General features: G+C 61.7%; 14 protein-coding genes. 7 read left to right on the plus strand and 7 right to left on the minus strand.

Features of this window, described 5'->3' with window-relative positions; genetic code table 11:
* The first annotated feature begins 3 nt into the window (after positions 1-3).
* Entirely contained in the window at positions 4-1,626 is a 1,623-nt protein-coding gene (locus tag PMI25_RS14935; RefSeq protein WP_007966860.1) for an MFS transporter, read from the plus strand.
* A 149-nt stretch (positions 1,627-1,775) separates the two neighbouring features.
* Here the strand turns inward: PMI25_RS14935 and PMI25_RS14940 are convergent, their stop codons facing one another.
* Together PMI25_RS14940 and PMI25_RS14945 are read right to left on the minus strand one after the other, a co-directional pair.
* The gene (locus tag PMI25_RS14940; protein ID WP_007966858.1) at positions 1,776-2,144 is read right to left on the minus strand and encodes a DUF427 domain-containing protein; all 369 of its coding nucleotides are present in this window, start codon (positions 2,142-2,144) and stop codon (positions 1,776-1,778) included.
* A 213-nt stretch (positions 2,145-2,357) separates the two neighbouring features.
* On the minus strand, positions 2,358-3,764 hold the full coding sequence (locus PMI25_RS14945) for a serralysin family metalloprotease (RefSeq protein ID WP_007966856.1): 1,407 nt from the start codon (positions 3,762-3,764) through the stop codon (positions 2,358-2,360).
* 279 nt (positions 3,765-4,043) lie between these two features.
* On the opposite strand from PMI25_RS14945, the gene PMI25_RS14950 reads away from it, so the two are divergent.
* The 3 genes from PMI25_RS14950 (at position 4,044) to PMI25_RS14960 (ending at position 7,501) form a co-directional block, all read left to right on the plus strand.
* Positions 4,044-5,975 (plus strand): DNA topoisomerase III, encoded by a 1,932-nt coding sequence (locus PMI25_RS14950; protein ID WP_007966854.1) that lies wholly within the window; start codon positions 4,044-4,046, stop codon positions 5,973-5,975.
* Between the two features lie 181 nt (positions 5,976-6,156).
* A complete protein-coding gene (locus PMI25_RS14955) occupies positions 6,157-6,660 on the plus strand; it encodes a GNAT family N-acetyltransferase (RefSeq protein WP_007966853.1) in 504 nt (167 codons plus the stop codon).
* Positions 6,661-7,171: 511 nt separating this feature from the next.
* Positions 7,172-7,501 (plus strand): hypothetical protein, encoded by a 330-nt coding sequence (locus tag PMI25_RS14960; protein WP_007966852.1) that lies wholly within the window; start codon positions 7,172-7,174, stop codon positions 7,499-7,501.
* A gap of 184 nt (positions 7,502-7,685) precedes the next feature.
* Here the strand turns inward: PMI25_RS14960 and cynR are convergent, their stop codons facing one another.
* Positions 7,686-8,564, minus strand: a complete 879-nt coding sequence (cynR, locus tag PMI25_RS14965) for a transcriptional regulator CynR (protein WP_007966851.1) — start codon at positions 8,562-8,564, stop codon at positions 7,686-7,688.
* 120 nt (positions 8,565-8,684) lie between these two features.
* On the opposite strand from cynR, the gene cynS reads away from it, so the two are divergent.
* Complete coding sequence (gene cynS, locus PMI25_RS14970) at positions 8,685-9,152, plus strand: cyanase (RefSeq protein ID WP_007966850.1); 468 nt, start codon at positions 8,685-8,687, stop codon at positions 9,150-9,152.
* A gap of 61 nt (positions 9,153-9,213) precedes the next feature.
* Positions 9,214-9,873, plus strand: coding sequence for a carbonic anhydrase (locus PMI25_RS14975; protein WP_007966849.1), 660 nt, complete (start codon positions 9,214-9,216; stop codon positions 9,871-9,873).
* Between the two features lie 142 nt (positions 9,874-10,015).
* On the opposite strand, the gene PMI25_RS14980 is transcribed toward PMI25_RS14975, so the two are convergent.
* The 3 genes from PMI25_RS14980 to PMI25_RS14990 all read right to left on the minus strand — a co-directional run bounded on the left by PMI25_RS14980 (position 10,016) and on the right by PMI25_RS14990 (position 14,342).
* The gene (locus PMI25_RS14980) at positions 10,016-11,518 is read right to left on the minus strand and encodes an aldehyde dehydrogenase family protein (RefSeq protein ID WP_007966848.1); all 1,503 of its coding nucleotides are present in this window, start codon (positions 11,516-11,518) and stop codon (positions 10,016-10,018) included.
* Between the two features lie 190 nt (positions 11,519-11,708).
* A complete protein-coding gene (glsB, locus tag PMI25_RS14985; protein WP_003226050.1) occupies positions 11,709-12,617 on the minus strand; it encodes a glutaminase B in 909 nt (302 codons plus the stop codon).
* 108 nt (positions 12,618-12,725) lie between these two features.
* Complete coding sequence (locus tag PMI25_RS14990; RefSeq protein ID WP_007966847.1) at positions 12,726-14,342, minus strand: L,D-transpeptidase family protein; 1,617 nt, start codon at positions 14,340-14,342, stop codon at positions 12,726-12,728.
* Between the two features lie 150 nt (positions 14,343-14,492).
* Between PMI25_RS14990 and PMI25_RS14995 the strand changes: the two genes are divergently transcribed.
* Positions 14,493-15,206: a murein L,D-transpeptidase catalytic domain family protein gene (locus tag PMI25_RS14995; protein WP_007966845.1), complete on the plus strand. Its 714-nt coding sequence runs from the start codon at positions 14,493-14,495 to the stop codon at positions 15,204-15,206.
* Here PMI25_RS14995 and PMI25_RS15000 read toward each other — a convergent pair.
* The gene (locus PMI25_RS15000) at positions 15,154-16,542 is read right to left on the minus strand and encodes an MFS transporter (RefSeq protein WP_007966844.1); all 1,389 of its coding nucleotides are present in this window, start codon (positions 16,540-16,542) and stop codon (positions 15,154-15,156) included. The genes PMI25_RS14995 and PMI25_RS15000 overlap by 53 nt on opposite strands.
* Between the last annotated feature and the right edge of the window lie 95 nt (positions 16,543-16,637).

Consider the following 16,637-nt stretch of genomic DNA (forward strand, 5'->3'; position numbering starts at 1 on the left):
GATATGTCAGAACACGCTCAGCCGCTGGACGCCACGCGCGGCGCCAGCACCAGCAATGCCACGCAGAAAGTCATCTTCGCCTCGTCGCTCGGGACGGTGTTCGAGTGGTATGACTTCTTCCTCTACGGCGCCCTCGCGGCGGTGATCAGCAAGCAGTTTTTCGCCGGGGTCAACGACACCACGGCGTTCATCTTCGCGCTGATGGCCTTCGCCGCCGGGTTTATCGTGCGGCCGTTCGGGGCGCTGGTGTTCGGTCGGTTGGGGGACATGATCGGGCGCAAATACACCTTCCTCGCGACCATCATCCTGATGGGCATCGCAACCTTCTGCGTCGGCCTGCTGCCGACCTACGCCAGCATCGGCATTGCTGCGCCGATCATTCTGGTGGTGCTGCGCATGCTTCAGGGGCTGGCGCTGGGCGGTGAATACGGTGGCGCCGCGACTTATGTGGCGGAACACGCGCCGATCGGCAAACGCGGTTTCCACACCAGCTGGATTCAATCCACCGCGACCCTCGGCCTGCTGCTGTCGCTGCTGGTGGTGCTCGGTTGCCGCTACTTCACTGGCGATCAGTTTGAAGTCTGGGGCTGGCGCATTCCGTTCCTGCTGTCGATCGTGCTGCTGGGCATTTCCACCTGGATCCGCCTGAGCCTGCACGAGTCGCCGGCGTACCTGAAAATGAAAGAGGAAGGCAAAGCCTCGAAAGCGCCGATCCGCGAATCCTTCGGCAAATGGGAGAACCTCAAGGTCGTGCTGATCGCGCTGTTCAGCATCAACGCCGGGCAAGCGGTGACCTTCTACGCTGCGCAATTTTACGTGCTGTTTTTCCTCACCCAGTTCCTGAAAATGGACCCGGCGGTGGCCAACAGTCTGCTGATCATCAGCGTGGTGATCGGCGCGCCGTTCTTCATCATTTTCGGCTGGCTGTCGGACAAGGTCGGGCGCAAACCGGTGCTGATGCTCGGCCTGCTGCTGGCCACTGCGCTGTACTTCCCGATCTTCAAATCCCTGGCGCATTACGCCAACCCGGCTATCGATCAGGCCAGCCGTCAGGCGCCGATCACCGTGCTGGCCGATCCGGCGACCTGCACCTTCCAGTTCGACCCGGTGGGCAAGGCCAAATTCGACAGCCCGTGCGACAAGGTCAAGACCTTCCTGGTCAAGCAGGGCCTGCCCTACTCCAGTGTCGCCGCTCCGGCCGGCAGTGGCGTGCAGGTGAGCATCGGCGACGTGAAGATCGACGGCTACGACGAATCGGCCCTGCGCGGCGCGGTGACCCTCGCCGGCTACCCGCAACAGGCCGACCTGCAACAGATCAACAAACCGATGATCGTGGCGCTGATCGTCGCGCTGATCATCATCTCGGCCATGTGCTACGGCCCGCTCGCGGCGCTGATGGTCGAACTGTTCCCGACGCGCATCCGCTACACCTCGATGTCGCTGCCGTATCACATCGGCAACGGCTGGTTCGGCGGATTCCTGCCGACGGTGTCGTTCGCGCTGGTGGTGTACACCGGGGATATTTTCTATGGGCTGTGGTACCCGGTGCTGATTACCGGGGTGAGCCTGGTGGTAGGGATGATTTGTTTGCGCGAGACGAAGAATATCGATCTCGATAAGAACTGAATCTGAAACATGATCCTTTGGTAAAAAAACCTGTGGCGAGGGGATTTATCCCCGATGGGGTGCGTAGCGCCCCCCGTGAAAAAGGGGACTACTACGTAGTCCATCGGGGATGAATCCCCTCGCCACAATTGAATCTCCTCAGCCAAGAATCAGGCATCAGCCTTGATCACCTCGAACTTCACCTGATCCGGATAAAACGCCACATAGTTCTTGATCGCATCGACCGAGATCTTCGGTTTCTCGTAAGTCCACACCGCATTCGCCCCCTCATGCCCCGGCACCTGCAGGCTGAAGTAATTGGCATCGCCCTTGTACGGGCAATAACTGGTGTGATCGGTGCGGGCGAAGTATTTTTCGTCGATGTCCTCGCGGGGCACGTAGTACACCGGCGGGTAGTTGGCCTCATGGAGGACCAGCACATGCGAGGATGCCGCGACCTGGATGCCGTGGAATTTCACCAGCAGGCAACCGGGGAGTTGTTCGAGGGTGATGACGGGGTTGAGGCCGGTGGTGCTCATGGGGTTTCTCCAGGGACAAATGAACTGTGGCGAGGGAGCTTGTCGAATCGTCGCACCGCCCCGCTGGTCTGCATAGCAGACCCAAATCCGGAAATCGCGCTGCATCAGGTATAACGCGATTTCAGGTTTTGCGACGGCTTCGCCGCCGAGCGGGAGCGAGCTCCCTCGCCACAGGACGATAGTTGCCCTGAATCGGTGTCAGTCAGGATCAGCTCACACCACGATATCAGTCGCCACCGCCTGCCCCACCACACCCACCGCGAAATCAATCTCGCCCTGCCCGGTCAGATCGATCAGCAGCGTGGTCTGACCGCCCTGCGCGTAGTAAGTCAGGATCGCATCGCCCGCATGGCCGGTGAAACTGCTGACGAAGTTCAACGTGGCCGCGCCCGTGGCGAAACCGGCGATGCCCGAGATGTCGATCTTGTCCACGCCGCTTTTGAAATCCATGATCCAGTCCGGCTGGTTGTTGGTCGAATCGCTGGCTGCACCGAACACGAAGGTGTCTGCACCCTCGCCGCCCCACAACGTATCACCGCCGCCGCCACCGTAGAGAATGTCGTTGCCGGCACCGCCATTCAGAATGTTGACCGCCGAGTTGCCGATCAGCAGGTCGTTGCCTGAACCACCCCGCGCGTTTTCGATGGTCACACCATAGGCAATGGAAACGTTACCAATCAGACCGCCAACGTCGGAGAACGAACCTTCATTGAGGTTGATCTTCTGGTTCTGGGTGAAGCCGGAGAAGTTCAGGGTGTCAATGCCGCCACCGTCCCACACCGAGAACACCAGCTTCGAAGCCGCCGATGTAGCGCTGTAGAAATCACGCCCGGCGTTGGAGTCGAAACCGTAGATGGTGTCACCGGCGCGCGTCTCATAGTTGGCGCCGTAGAGTTTCTGCACCGCCACAATATCGTCGAGCAACGGTGCCGAGGCGTAGGCGCCGCTGCCGTCCTTGCTGAAGTTCTGGTCGGTGTTGGCTTCGCTCCAATAGCTCATCAGGCTGTAGCCACGGGTGTCTTCGGCGTACTTGGCGTCGTTATAGGTCGGGCTGCCGTTGCCGGCGTTGTAGGCGCCCGGGTGCGACAGGCCGAGGGTGTGGCCGATTTCGTGGGTCAGGGTCTGGCGCCCGTAGTTGTTGGTGTCCGGGGTCTTGTTGACCTGATACTGATTGTTGATCAGGTACCACGACTGACCGTCGTAGCTGCCACCGCTCGGCAGGTAAGCGAACGCCGCGCCGCCGGTGCTGACGTCGTAGTTGCCGAAGGTCATGTGGCCGTCGCCGCCATTGCCTTCGGTGAAGGTCACCTTGGCCACGTCGGCCCAGGATTGCATGGCCAGCACGGCTTGAGCCTTTTGCTGCGCGCTGAACTGGCTGAAGTTGCCGAGGTTCGGGTTGTAGTTCGCCGGTTTCTCGGTGAGGAAGGTGTAGGTCAGGGAGATTTTGCCGTCACCGTTCTTGTCGTGCCACGACAGGTTTTTGCGCAGGATTTCGTCGGCTGCCTGATCGGCGGTGAACGACGGTTTGCCATTGACCAGACCGACGCCACGGTCATACAGATGGCTGAAGGCGTTCACTTGGTCATAGGCGCTGCTGGTTTTCGCTTTGGCTTGAGCCATGGTGGGACTTCCTTGTTTCAGAGTTGGCAGTACGCGTCGGGCACGGCGATCCACTGGCGAGATCGTCCGCTCACTCGCGTTTCTAAGAAGCCCGGTGAACCTGACACGAGCGTCAACTGCCCTGCCAATCGATTTCTCGATAGCCGCGCGCGACGTCCCGGTAATACTGGTCATTCCCGGCAATGTTTTGATCTGTATATCCATACAGATAAAAGTTGCTCCGGGCGCCAACTGCGGCCATTCTGTGCACCTCCAGTGAACTGATCGACGACGGTGGTTATGCGGCTGTACCTCTGTGAAAAACCTTCCCAGGCCAAAGATATTGCGGCCGTGCTCGGTGCCAAACGTCGGGGCGACGGCTGTTGGCTGGGAACGGACGTCACAGTGACCTGGTGCATTGGCCATCTGCTGGAAACCGCACCACCGGATGCCTACGACGCGCGCTACAAGCGTTGGGTGCTGGCGGATCTGCCGATCATTCCCGACAAATGGAAAATGACCGTCAAGCCGCGCACCGCCAGCCAGTACAAGGCGGTCAAGCGCCTGCTGGGCGAGGCCAGCGAGCTGATCATCGCTACCGACGCCGACCGTGAGGGCGAGATGATTGCCCGGGAACTGGTCGAGCACTGCCGCTATCGCGGACCGATCCGCCGCTTGTGGCTGTCGGCGCTGGACGAAGCGTCGATTCGCAAGGCTTTGGCCGCGCTGAAGCCGGGGGCGGAAACCTTCAGCCTGTATCACTCGGCGCTGGGGCGCTCGCGGGCCGACTGGCTGATCGGCATGAACATGAGTCGCCTTTTCACCTTGCTGGGCCGGCAGTCCGGCTATCAGGGTGTGCTGCCGGTCGGTCGGGTGCAGACGCCAACCTTGCGACTGGTGGTAGACCGCGACCGTAGCATCGCCGATTTTGTGCCGGTGCCATATTGGGCGATCGATGTGCAACTGCTGCACGACGGCACGCCGTTCACTGCGCAATGGCGTGCGCCCTCGGACGTTTGCGACGATCAGGATCGCTGCCTGAATCAGGCACTGGCCCAGCAGGCAGCCGCCGCTCTGAACAGCGCCGCCAGTGCGCGGGTGGTCAAACTGCGCACCGAACGCATGCGTGAAGTGGCACCGCTGCCATTCGATCTGGGCACCCTGCAGGAAGTCTGCTCGAAGAAGCTCGGTCTCGGCGCCCAGGAAACCCTCGACATCGCCCAGGCCCTTTACGAAACCTACAAGGTCATCACCTACCCGCGCAGCGATTGCGGTTTCCTGCCGCTGAGCCAGCACAGCGAAGCTCCTGGAATACTCGCCGCATTGCGTCAGGCCGACCCGAGCCTTGACGCGCTGAACGGTCACCTCGACCCGCAGCGCCGCTCGCGGGCGTGGAACGACGCCAAGGTCAGCGCCCACCACGGCATCATCCCCACAGCGGCGGCGAAAAATCTCGAGCGTTTGAGCGGTAAACACCGGGCGGTCTACACCCTGATTCGCGCGCGATATCTGGCGCAATTTCTGCCCAATCATGAATACGATCGCACCCAGGCCGACTTCGATTGCGCCGGTGAAGCGTTGCGCGCCGTCGGCAAACAAATCATCGAGCCGGGCTGGAAGCGTGCCTTGCCCGAAGCGCTGGCGCCGGCCAAGGGTCGTGAAGCAGCCGCCCCGCAAACCTTGCCGGTGCTGAGCCAGGGTATCGATTGCGCCGTGGCCAGCGTGAACCTCAAGGATCTGTGGACCCAGCCGCCGAAGCCCTACACCGAGGGCGACCTGATCAAGGCGATGAAGAACGTCGCCAAACTGGTGGAAGATCCGTTGCTCAAACAGAAACTCAAGGACACCACCGGCATCGGCACCGAAGCGACCCGCGCTTCGATCATTCAGGGTCTGCTGGATCGCGGCTATCTGGTGAAGAACGGCAAGGCCCTTGCTGCAACTCCGGCGGCCTTCAGCCTGATCGACGCCGTGCCCCGGGCGATTGCCGATCCCGGCACCACGGCCATCTGGGAACAGGCGCTGGACATGGTGCAGAGCGGCGAGATGAGCCTGGAGGAGTTCGTCACCAAACAGGCGGCGTGGATGAGCAAGCAGATCACCCGCTGTTCCGCGCTGAGCCTGACCATCAGCGGCCCGCCACCGGCCGGCAAGGCTGCAGCGCCGTGGAAGAAGAAACGCAAATCGACCCGAAGTAAAACCGCTGTCACGACCAAACGCGCAACCAAATAGCACAAGCATTCCCTGTGGCGAGGGAGCTTGCTCCCGCTCGGCTGCGCAGCAGTCGCAAAACCTGCAACTATGGTCTATCTGAAACATCGCGATTGCAGGCTTTAGGGCCGCTTCGCGCCCCAGCGGGAGCAAGCTCCCTCGCCACAAGGTTCTTAAGTCTCCCTTTTGGAGTTCATTGAACATGCCCACCATCGAACTCCACCCCGCCCACCGCGACGAACTGCAAACCATCGAAAACCTCATGCAGTTCTACATGTACGACTTCAGCCAATGGCTACCACTGAAACTCGGCGAACACGGCTTCTTCAGCATTCAGCAGAAGGACGATTACTGGCGCAATCCCGCTACCCAACCTTTCCTGATCCGCGTCGACGGTGAACTGGCCGGTTTCGTGACTGTGGATGATGAAACCCACATCGACGGCGCCGAACACAACATCGGCTACTTTTTCCTCACCCGACGCTTTCGTGGCCAAGGCGTCGCGCAGTTTGTCGTCTCTGCCCTCTTGAGCCGTCTGCCCGGTCAATGGCAGATTTTCCACATCGACGCCAACCTGCCTGCGCAGCGCTTCTGGGCCAGGTTGATCCCCGAATTGACTGGCGGCGCAGTCACCCGCCAGCAGCGCGCCGTGGACGGTTACCCCTGCACCTTCTACGTCCTGTACGCCCCCGCTTCCGTTGCCTGAACGGAACTTTTCTCATTCCAAAACAGCTTTGTCCGACAATATGTAGTGAACAAAAATAATCACTACAAAACCGTTGACGGCACCGTTTTGCTTTTGCATGATGAAGACGTTCCCCGATCGGGAACATCGGTAACACGCTTGAGCAAACTCGTCTGACCGCCGAGTTGTTTTTTCCGGATACACGCTGCCCACAAGGCAGATTGAAGAAGCTGACCTGGCCTGAACGTCCAGTACAAGGACGAGAAGCGCTGGCGAAAATTCTCAAGACGCTTGTGGTCGACCCTGAAAACGTCGTCAAGGAGCCTCCCGGTTTTCGCTGCTTCTCCTCGTTGTGACGCTATTGCGTAGCAGTTATTCAACACGACTACATGCAACAGACGCATGACCCCGTACTTCACACGGGCGACCGCTGACGTCCTGGTTTCGGTGCCAGGGATCAACTAACCGATGGGCTACCTGTATTAGCGAATCAACTTTGAAAGATCACCAGACTGGTCAAGGGGCAAACATCATGAATCTGAACAATCAACCTACTATCGAAGAACTGGCTCGTATGTTCGCTGCGCAAAAAGACAGCCACGACAGCCACATTCTCTGGATCAGCAAGTCGGGTCAGGTGCATATCGACTGCCTGTCGCCCCACGCTGGTGAAGAAGAATTCGACCGCAGCAACCAGAACCTGCTGGCCCGCCTGAAGATGTACCGCCGCGGCCACGGTTATGTCGGCAAGAAAGCTGCGGCCGACAAGGACTTCATCGGCAATGTGCTGCAGACGCTGAAACAGGCGTGGGATTCGATGCAGAACAAGAATGAAGTTCGGGTAATTGACCGGTTCTACTGAGTTTCCACCTCAATAAATAAAAGGGCTTGCTTCCCATAAGAAGCAGGCCCTTTTTACATCTGCGAGTCATATAACCCTGTGGGAGCGAGCTTGCTCGCGAATGGGCCGTGTCAGTCGACATCTATTCAACTGATAAACCGCTTTCGCGAGCAAGCCCGCTCCCACAGGGGGGCTGTGTTGTTGGTCAGATTTTCGTTTGCAGGACCAGATTCACAAACGCCAGCGCCGCCGCACTGTGATAATTATTGCGCCGCCGCAACAACGCCGCCCCACGCTGCGGCGCTTCGTTCTCGACGCTCAAGCGACGCAACGCCCGGTCTTCGCTGGCAATCGCTTCGGGCAACATCGTCGCCAGCGGCGAATGGCGCACCACTTCCAGCAAGGTACTCACCGAGTTCACCTCGATCCGCACCTGTGGCGTGATCCCCTGCTGACGGAAGTATTCATCGATCGATAATCGGGTGATGAAGTCCGGCGCCAGCAAGGCAAAATCCAGTTGTGCAAGGTCACTCGCCGTCAGCACCGACTGGCTCTCATACAGCGGATGCTCGCGCCCGACCATGATCCCCAGGGTTTCGGTAAACGCCGGAATGCATTCGATGTCCGGGTTGCGCACCGGCGTAAAGGCAATCGCAACATCCAGCGAATCGTCAGCCAGCCCCGCCTCGATGTCGTCCATCGACAGTTCGAAAATCTGCAAATGAATACCCGGATAGCGCGCCGTAAAGTCACGCACCAACGGCCCGACCAGATACGCCATGAACGTCGGGGTCATGGCCAGGCGCAGACTGCCACGGGACAGATCCTTCACGTCATGCAACGCGCGCTTGCCCGCTTCCAGTTCCACCAGCACGCGCCGTGCGCATTCGATGTAGGCCTCGCCGGCATCGGTGGCTCTAACGGTGCGTGAAGTGCGATCAAACAGATTCACCCCGAGGCTTTCTTCCAGTTGGCGGATCTGTTGCGAAAGGGTCGGCTGCGACACATGCAACGCCTCCGCCGCCCGGGTGAATCCGCCGTGATCGGCCACGGCCAGCAGATATCGCAAATGTCGCAGCAGCATGGGGCTCACCATCTATAGGCAGGGCTTATGCGAAGCATTGTATATCGGTCTTGGACGCTATGGATCAATCGGCAGAAGATGGCTCCCACACAGCAAGCCAACCTTGAAAGGAGTGACACCATGCAACAGTCCCACGCCTACAACGATGCCAGCCTGGCCCTGACCACCCGCATCCTCGACATCAAGGCCCGCAAGAATCTGTCATGGCAGGATCTGGCCGATGGCACCGGCCTGAGCCTGGCCTACGTTACCGCGGCCCTGCTCGGCCAGCACCCGTTGCCGCAAGACGCTGCGCAAGTGGTCGGCGACAAACTTGAACTGGATGCCGACGCCATTGCCGCCCTGCAGATCATCCCGCTGCGCGGCAGCCTCAGCGGCGTGCCGACCGACCCGACCATCTACCGCTTCCACGAGATGATCCAGATCTACGGCACCACCCTCAAAGCTCTGGTCCACGAGCAGTTCGGCGACGGCATCATCAGCGCCATCAACTTCAAGCTCGACATCAAGAAAGTCGAAGACCCGGAAGGCGGCTCCCGCGCCGTGGTCACCCTCGACGGCAAGTTCCTGCCGCTGCGTCCGTTCTGATCCGCGCGGCCCGCACCTCGCGTGCGGGCCAACCGCTCTCTTGCTCAATGAGGACACGCCCATGAAAGCCCTGATCGACGGTTTCCTGAAGTTCCAGAACGAAGCCTTCCCGCAACGCACCGAACTGTTCAAACACCTGGCGACCACCCAGCACCCCGGCACCTTGTTCATCACCTGTTCCGACAGCCGTGTGGTGCCGGAACTGCTGACCCAGCAAGAACCCGGCGAGCTGTTCGTGATCCGCAACGCGGGCAATATCGTGCCGTCCTACAGCCCGCATCCGGGCGGGGTTTCGGCAACGGTGGAATACGCGGTGGCGGTGCTTGGGGTGACCGACATCGTGATCTGCGGCCATTCGGATTGCGGCGCGATGACCGCGATTGCCCAATGCAAATGCATGGATCACCTGCCTGCCGTCAGCGGCTGGCTGCAACATGCCGAGTCGGCGAAAGTGGTGAACGAGGCGCGGCCGCATGCCAGTGACGCGGCGAAATTGAGTTCGATGGTGCGGGAAAATGTGATCGCGCAACTGGCGAATATTCAGACCCACCCGAGCGTGCGCCTGGCGCAGGAGAAAGGCCTGCTGAACCTGCATGGCTGGGTGTATGACATCGAGACCGGCTCGATCGACGCGCTGGCGGCGGACCGCCGTACGTTTGTACCGCTGGCTGAGCAGCCGGCGACGTGTGCCATTCAGGCAAACGCCAGCGCAGCCGCCTGAAGGAGAACAGTGCAACCCTGTGGCGAGGGAGCTTGCTCCCGCTGGGGCGCGCAGCGGCCCTCGCTTTTTTGGGTCTGCTGCGCAGACCAGCGGGAGCAAGCTCCCTCGCCACAGGTTTGGTGTTCAGATCAGCGCTTTACGATCAGCGTTTTACGCTGAGGTCGATCTGGGTCATGCGACTACGCACCGTAAACACCCCATCCCCCGAAAGAATCGCACTGCGCGCAAACAGGCGCCCGCTCTCCCAGTTCGAAAGCCCCAGTTCCGGCTTGTTCAGCGCGTACTGCCCGTCGACCCAACGGGTAATACCGTTACCCACAAACGGCGCGTTCACCGCGTTGTAAAAGCGTTCCTGAGCAGCAGCATCCTCGCTGATCAACGACACCGTGAACTGCGGGCTGTAGCGGTTGAACAGCGCGATCGCCTGATCCAGATCGTCGACGATCATCAGGCTGACTTCCGGGGTTTCTTCCCATTCCCACTCGCGGCCCAATTCGGATTCCGCCAGCGCTTCAGCCAGGGCTTCGGTCTGATAACCCTCGGCGCGATAGACCTCGACTGTCGCGCTCTGCCACTCAGCCGGCAGGTAACTTTCGCTGCCTGCAACGATGTGCAATTTGCAGCCCTGACCGCGTGCGGTACCGGCCTGCTGCAGCGCATCGAGGAACAGCGGGATCAGCTCGACGGCACGATCACGTTGAATCAGGCAGACGTTCAGCGTGTTGCAGACTTTGCGATCCAGCGAATTACGCACCACTGCGGCAAAACGTGTCGCGTCGGCGTCACGATCGGCAATCAGCCACGCGCCACCAGTGCCGTGCAGGCTGACCGCCGTGCCCGCCTGCTGGGCGATGCTGCCCAACTGGCTGACTGCACGCCCCGAACCCCGGGCCACCGCCAGCGACAGACGCCGGTCGGCGAACATCGCCCAACCGGCGGCATGATTGACGCTTTCCACCAGCGAAACCGCCCCCGCCGGCAGACCGGCATCGGCCAGCGCCGGGTTCAGCGCGTGAGTGACGATCGCTTGCGCGGTGCCCAACGCGTCGCTGCCAATGCGCAGCACCGCGGTGTTGCCGGTGCGCAGTACGCCGGCGGCATCGGCGAACACGTTCGGCCGCCCTTCGAACACGAAAGCCACGATGCCCAGCGGCGACACCACTTGCTCGATCTTCCAGCCGTCGTGTTCGACGCTGCTGATGACTTTGCCGCGCGTGGCCGGCGCATCCCGCCAGGCGCGCAGACCGGCGATCATGTCGCGGCGCATGCGCTCATCGGCGAGCAGTCGGGTGGTGGAGCGACCACGGGCCTTGGCGCGCTCGATGTCAGCCAGGTTCGCCGCTTCGATCAGGCTCCAGCACTCCGCGGTTTCCAGGCGTTGCGCGAACAGATCGAAGAAGTGGCTGATGGCCTCGTCGGACACCGCCGAAAGCGCGCTGAACGCCGCTTGCGCACGCTCGATTGCCACCGCAGCCGCTTGTTGATCGGCCACCGGAATCAGCAACAGCTCGCCACTCACCTGCTCGACCAGCAGATGGTCACCGGGCTGAAACCGCGCCGCCAGTTCGGGGCTGACCACGGTCACGCGGTTACCAGCGAAAGGGATCGGCGTGCCAGCGACTAGACGTTCGAGCGCAAGAGACATGAAGCGGATTCACCATAAGAGGGGCGGCCGGAAAATGTATAGGAACACTCATCCCCCAGGCAACACAAAACCCTTGTGGGAGCGAGCTTGCTCGCGAATGCGGTGGGTCAGCGAGAGATGCATCGACAGGCACGACGCTTTCGCGAGCAAGCTCCCTCCCACAGGGTTTTGCAGTGTTTGGAAGATCGGGTCAGAACACCGACCAGCCAATCCGCGAACTGAGCATCTCCAGCGCCGCCATCCCCGCCAGCGAGTTGCCGGCAGCATTCAGTTCCGGCGACCACACGCACACCGTGAACTGCCCCGGCACCACCGCGACGATCCCGCCGCCGACCCCGCTCTTGCCCGGCAAGCCGACGCGGTAAGCGAAGTTGCCGGCCTCGTCGTACAGCCCGCTGGTGGCCATGATCGAGTTGACCTGCTGGGTCTGCCGCCGAGTGAGGATCTGTTCGCCGCTGTGTTTGCAGAAACCGTCGTTGGCAAGGAAGCAGAATGCGCGGGCCAGATCGATGCAGTTCATGCGTAATGCGCAGTGGCTGAAGTAGCTGCGCAGCACCGCTTCGACGTCGTTATGGAAGTTGCCGAATGATTGCATCAGGTACGCCATGGCCGCGTTGCGGGCGCGATGCTGGTATTCGGATTCGGCAACCTTGCCGTCAACGATCACCTGCGGATTGCCCGACAGGCGCCGCACGAAGTCACGCATCGACAAGGCCGGCGCGGCGAAGCGCGACTGGTTGATGTCGCAGATCACCAGCGCCCCGGCGTTGATAAACGGATTGCGCGGGCGACCGCGTTCGAACTCCAGTTGCACCAGCGAGTTGAACGGCTGGCCGGACGGCTCGTGGCCCAGGCGCTCCCAGATCGCCTCGCCGGAATGCTCGATCGCCTGCACCAGGCTGAACACCTTGGAAATACTCTGCACCGAGAACGGCGTCTCGGCGTCGCCGGCGCAATACATTTCGCCGTCGTTGCCATACACGGCGATGCCCAGTTGATTGGCCGGCACGGTGCCGAGGGCGGGAATGTAATCAGCCACTTTGCCCTGCCCGATCAGGGGCCGGACAGCGTCAAGAATCTCGTTCAACAGCGCTTGCATGCCGGGTTCCGAAGTCTCGCCCCATGGGATTGCGGGGACACTGGGGCTAGACGCTGCGCAAGCTTGCGGAATCACACAAACCCTGTAGGAGCTGCCGCAGGGTGTCGGTCAGTGGGCGCCGTCGAGGCCGGCGAGCAGTGCGCTGTCGCGGCTGTAGATATCCGGCGCATAACGCACCTGCCCATCCTTGCCGACCTGCGCCGTCCAGTAGGTCATCAGGATCGGCACCGGTGCCGACAGGCGGAATTCGTGGGTGCTGCCGGTGGCGAGCAAAGTATCGGTGCGCGTACGTTCCGCCGGGGTCAGCAACAGGTCGCGCAGTTGCATCGGGTGCTCGACCCGCACACAGCCGGAGCTGAAGGCGCGCGGGCCTTTGTCGAACAGGGCCTTGCTCGGCGTATCGTGCAGGTACACCGCGAACGGGTTGGGAAAGCGGATCACCAGTTGCCCCAGCGGATTACGCGGCCCGGCGTCCTGACGCAGCATGATGTTGCCGGGGTTGTCCCAGTCGATATCCGCTGCAGCCAACGGCTGGCCTTGGGCGTCGAGCACTTGCAGGTTCTGCCGGCTGAGGAAGGTCTGATCCTTGCGGATCGCCGGCAGCTTGTCTTCTTTCCAGATGGTCGGCGGCACGGTCCAGGTCGGGTTCAGGGTCAGGCGCGTGACCCGGGATTTGAGCAGAGGGGTCTGGCGTTCGGCGCGACCGACCTGAGTACGGGTCTGCCAGACCGGCACGCCGGCCTGATACAGGGTCAGCTCAGCGGCGGCGACGTTGACCAGCAAACCGTCGGGCTCCATGTCCTGGGCCAGCCAGCGGAAGCGTTCGAGATTGACGCGCAACTGCTCGCGGCGCGTCAGCGGGCTGATGTTGAGCTCGGCAATCGTCCCCGGCCCGACTACCCCGTCGGCCTGCAACGAATGGTTGGCCTGAAAGCTCTTCACCGCTTCCACCAGCACGCCCTCATAGGCATTGCCGGGCGTGCCGATGGCGTGGGTCAGATAGCCCTCGTTGTACAGGCGCTGGGCCAGTTCCGGCACGCGTTTGTCTTCCATCGCCGGGCGCAGCAGCGGTCCGTTGCCCACCGACTGCCAGTGCGGCAAGGCTTGCAGCCGCTGGCTGGCGTAGAGGTGGCGCAGGCTTTGGTATTGCGCCAGACGCGGGCGCGCCAGATCGAACGCGGTCTTGATGTCCTGCAGACCCGGCACGGCGATAGCGAGCAATTCCGCTTGGCGATCACGCGGGGTGTCATCGGAATGCCACAGCGGCTCGAAATGCGATTGCAGCAGACGACCGTAATGCAGGTCCTGCAGAGCTTGCAGATACGAGCGGCTGATGTCGATATCGGCACACAACTCGCCGTCCTGTGGCGGATTAGCGGCGACCGGATAACGCTTGGGATTGAGGCCATCGTCGGCCAACAGCTGCAACTGCGCGCGCAAGGCCGGCAATCGCCCGGATTCGCTGGCCCACACCGGCAGCCAGTCCTGCTGCTGATAGAACGCTTGCAATTGCGTCAGCGCCGCGCCGCTCAGGTGCGCGGCAATCGCCGGGCACGCCTGGGGTAAACCGATCAGCACCGCTTGCAGCGGACTTTGTGGCTCGAGCGGCATTTCCGCCGGCGGCGTCGGCAGGGTCTGCAACGGCGGCAGCGGCTCATCGGCGCAAGCGACAAACGGCGCAGCGAGCAAACAAATGCTCAAGTAGCATGCGTACTTTTTGAACAACTGCTTTACTCCAATCCGTGGCCGTCTGAATGACGGTCAACCTTACATCAGGTGCGCTGAACAGTCAGGCTCGAAACAGGGGTCTGTCGGGTATGACTGGGAGTCAGGAGCCAAAGTGCCAAATAAGTAGCAAGTGAGGACACTTTATAAATGTTGACGTTTTTGCGCCGACTTCTGCTGACCACCGCGACCCTCGTCGTCGTGACCAGCCCAGCTTTCGCCGCCGGCAAACCATCGCCGGTTCTCTTCACCAGCCTCGCCCACGCCGCGCCGGAACTCAATCCCCAAGCGCTGAAAGGTGCCTTGAGCGCCATGCAATGTGCGGTCAACAATGGCGCGAGACCCTCACGCCACCTGGCGATCATCGATTATTCGCAACCCTCCACCGCCCGCCGGCTGTGGATCTTCGACTTGAGCAGACAGAAACTGGTGCTGCGCGATCTGGTCGCCCATGGTTCGAATTCCGGGGAAAACTTCGCCACCCAGTTTTCCAATCGCGAAGGCAGTTACCAGTCCAGCCTCGGTCTGTTCCGCACCCAGGAAAGCTACAAGGGCACGCACGGTTATTCGCTGCGCATGGACGGTCTGGAGCCGGGCTTCAATGACCTGGCCCGCGACCGCGCCATCGTGATCCACGCCGCCGACTACGTGAATCCGTTGTGGAGCAAGCGTCAGGGCCGCATCGGTCGCAGCCAGGGTTGCCCGGCGGTGCGCCCGCAAGTGGCCAAGCAAGTGATCGACAAACTCAAGGACGGCCAGTTCATGTTCTCCTGGTACCCGGACCAGCGCTGGCTGAAATCCTCGCCGTACCTCAACTGCCAGCCACAGCAGGTGGCGAGTATCTTGAGTACCCACGCCAGCTGATGATCAGGGCCATGACCATCAGCGCCGCCGCAACCCCGAACGTGCTGTGCAAGCCGCTGCCGATGACTTCGGCCGGGGCTTGCGTCGGGTCGCCCGTAGCGAAGGCGAACACCGCACCCATGACCGCCGCGCCGGTGATCAAGCCCAGATTGCGCGACAGCCCGAGCAAGGCCGATACCACGCCGCGCTGGTCCTGACTGACCGTCGCCATCAACCCGGTATTGTTCGCCGCCTGGAACAATGCGTAACTGCTGGCAATGACTGCCATCGGCAGCAGATACGCCGGCAGACCGAAACTCATCGGCAACAGCGCCAACAAACTGCAACCACCGGCCAACCCGAGCAACGCTCCCGGCACCACCCGCTGTGCGCCGAAGCGATCCACCAGACGCCCGGCCGGCACTCCGCCGCATGCCGCCAGCAGCGGCCCGACCGACAATGCCAGGCCGACCACGGTGCTGCCCAGTCCCAGGCCCCGGCTCAGGTAAAACGGCCCGACCACCAGCGTGGTCATCATCACTGTCGTCACCAGCAACGTCAGCGCGAGGCTGCTGCTCAGACGCGAGTCGGCAAACAATGACAGACGAATCAGCGGCGCCCTGGCGTTCATCTCGACCGCGACAAACACCCCGGCACCGCACAGGCTGACCAACAGCAACAGCAGGGTAAATCCATCAACCGTCATCGCCAGCGCGTAGGCCGCCAGCGTCATCACCAACACTGCGCTGCCGAGGTAATCAAACGCGACCCTCGACTTCGCTGGCCGATCCGCCGGCAGATAGCGATAAACCAGCCACGCATTGAGCAGACCCAACGGCACGTTGAGGACAAAGATCGACGGCCAGCCGACATGCGCGATCAGCAGCCCACCCAGCGACGGCCCGAGGCTGGTGCCGGTGGCCGACATGGTTGCCAGCAAGCCCATCGCACTGCCCGCCCGCGCCTTGGGCACCGCATCCGCCACCAGCGCCACCGTCAAGGCGAACATGATCGCCGCGCCAAGGCCTTGCACTGCGCGTGCGCCGATCAACCAGCCCAACCCCGGCGCCAGCGCACAGCACAGCGACGCACTGGTAAAAATGCCGATGCCGATCAGCAGCAGGCGCCGCCGCCCGAACACATCGCCCAGGCGCCCGACACTGACAATCAACGTGGTGACCGCCAGCAGGTACGCCAGCACGATCCACTGCACCTGTTGAAACGTCGCATTGAACGCTGTGGCCAACGTCGGTAATCCGGCATTGGCGATGCTGGTGTCCAGCGACGGCATCAACATCGACAGGGCCAGACTGGTCAGCGCCCAGCGGGCTTGAGGGGGCAAGGGGAATCCGGGCATCGGGCGCTCCTGGTGCAAAGGTCAGACGGCATAGCCTGAGTCTCGACAAGGCAAGGCGCAAGACGCATGCTTTGCACTTGATACCTGCATGGAAC

The organism is Pseudomonas sp. GM30, from assembly GCF_000282275.2.
Classification (GTDB): domain Bacteria; phylum Pseudomonadota; class Gammaproteobacteria; order Pseudomonadales; family Pseudomonadaceae; genus Aquipseudomonas.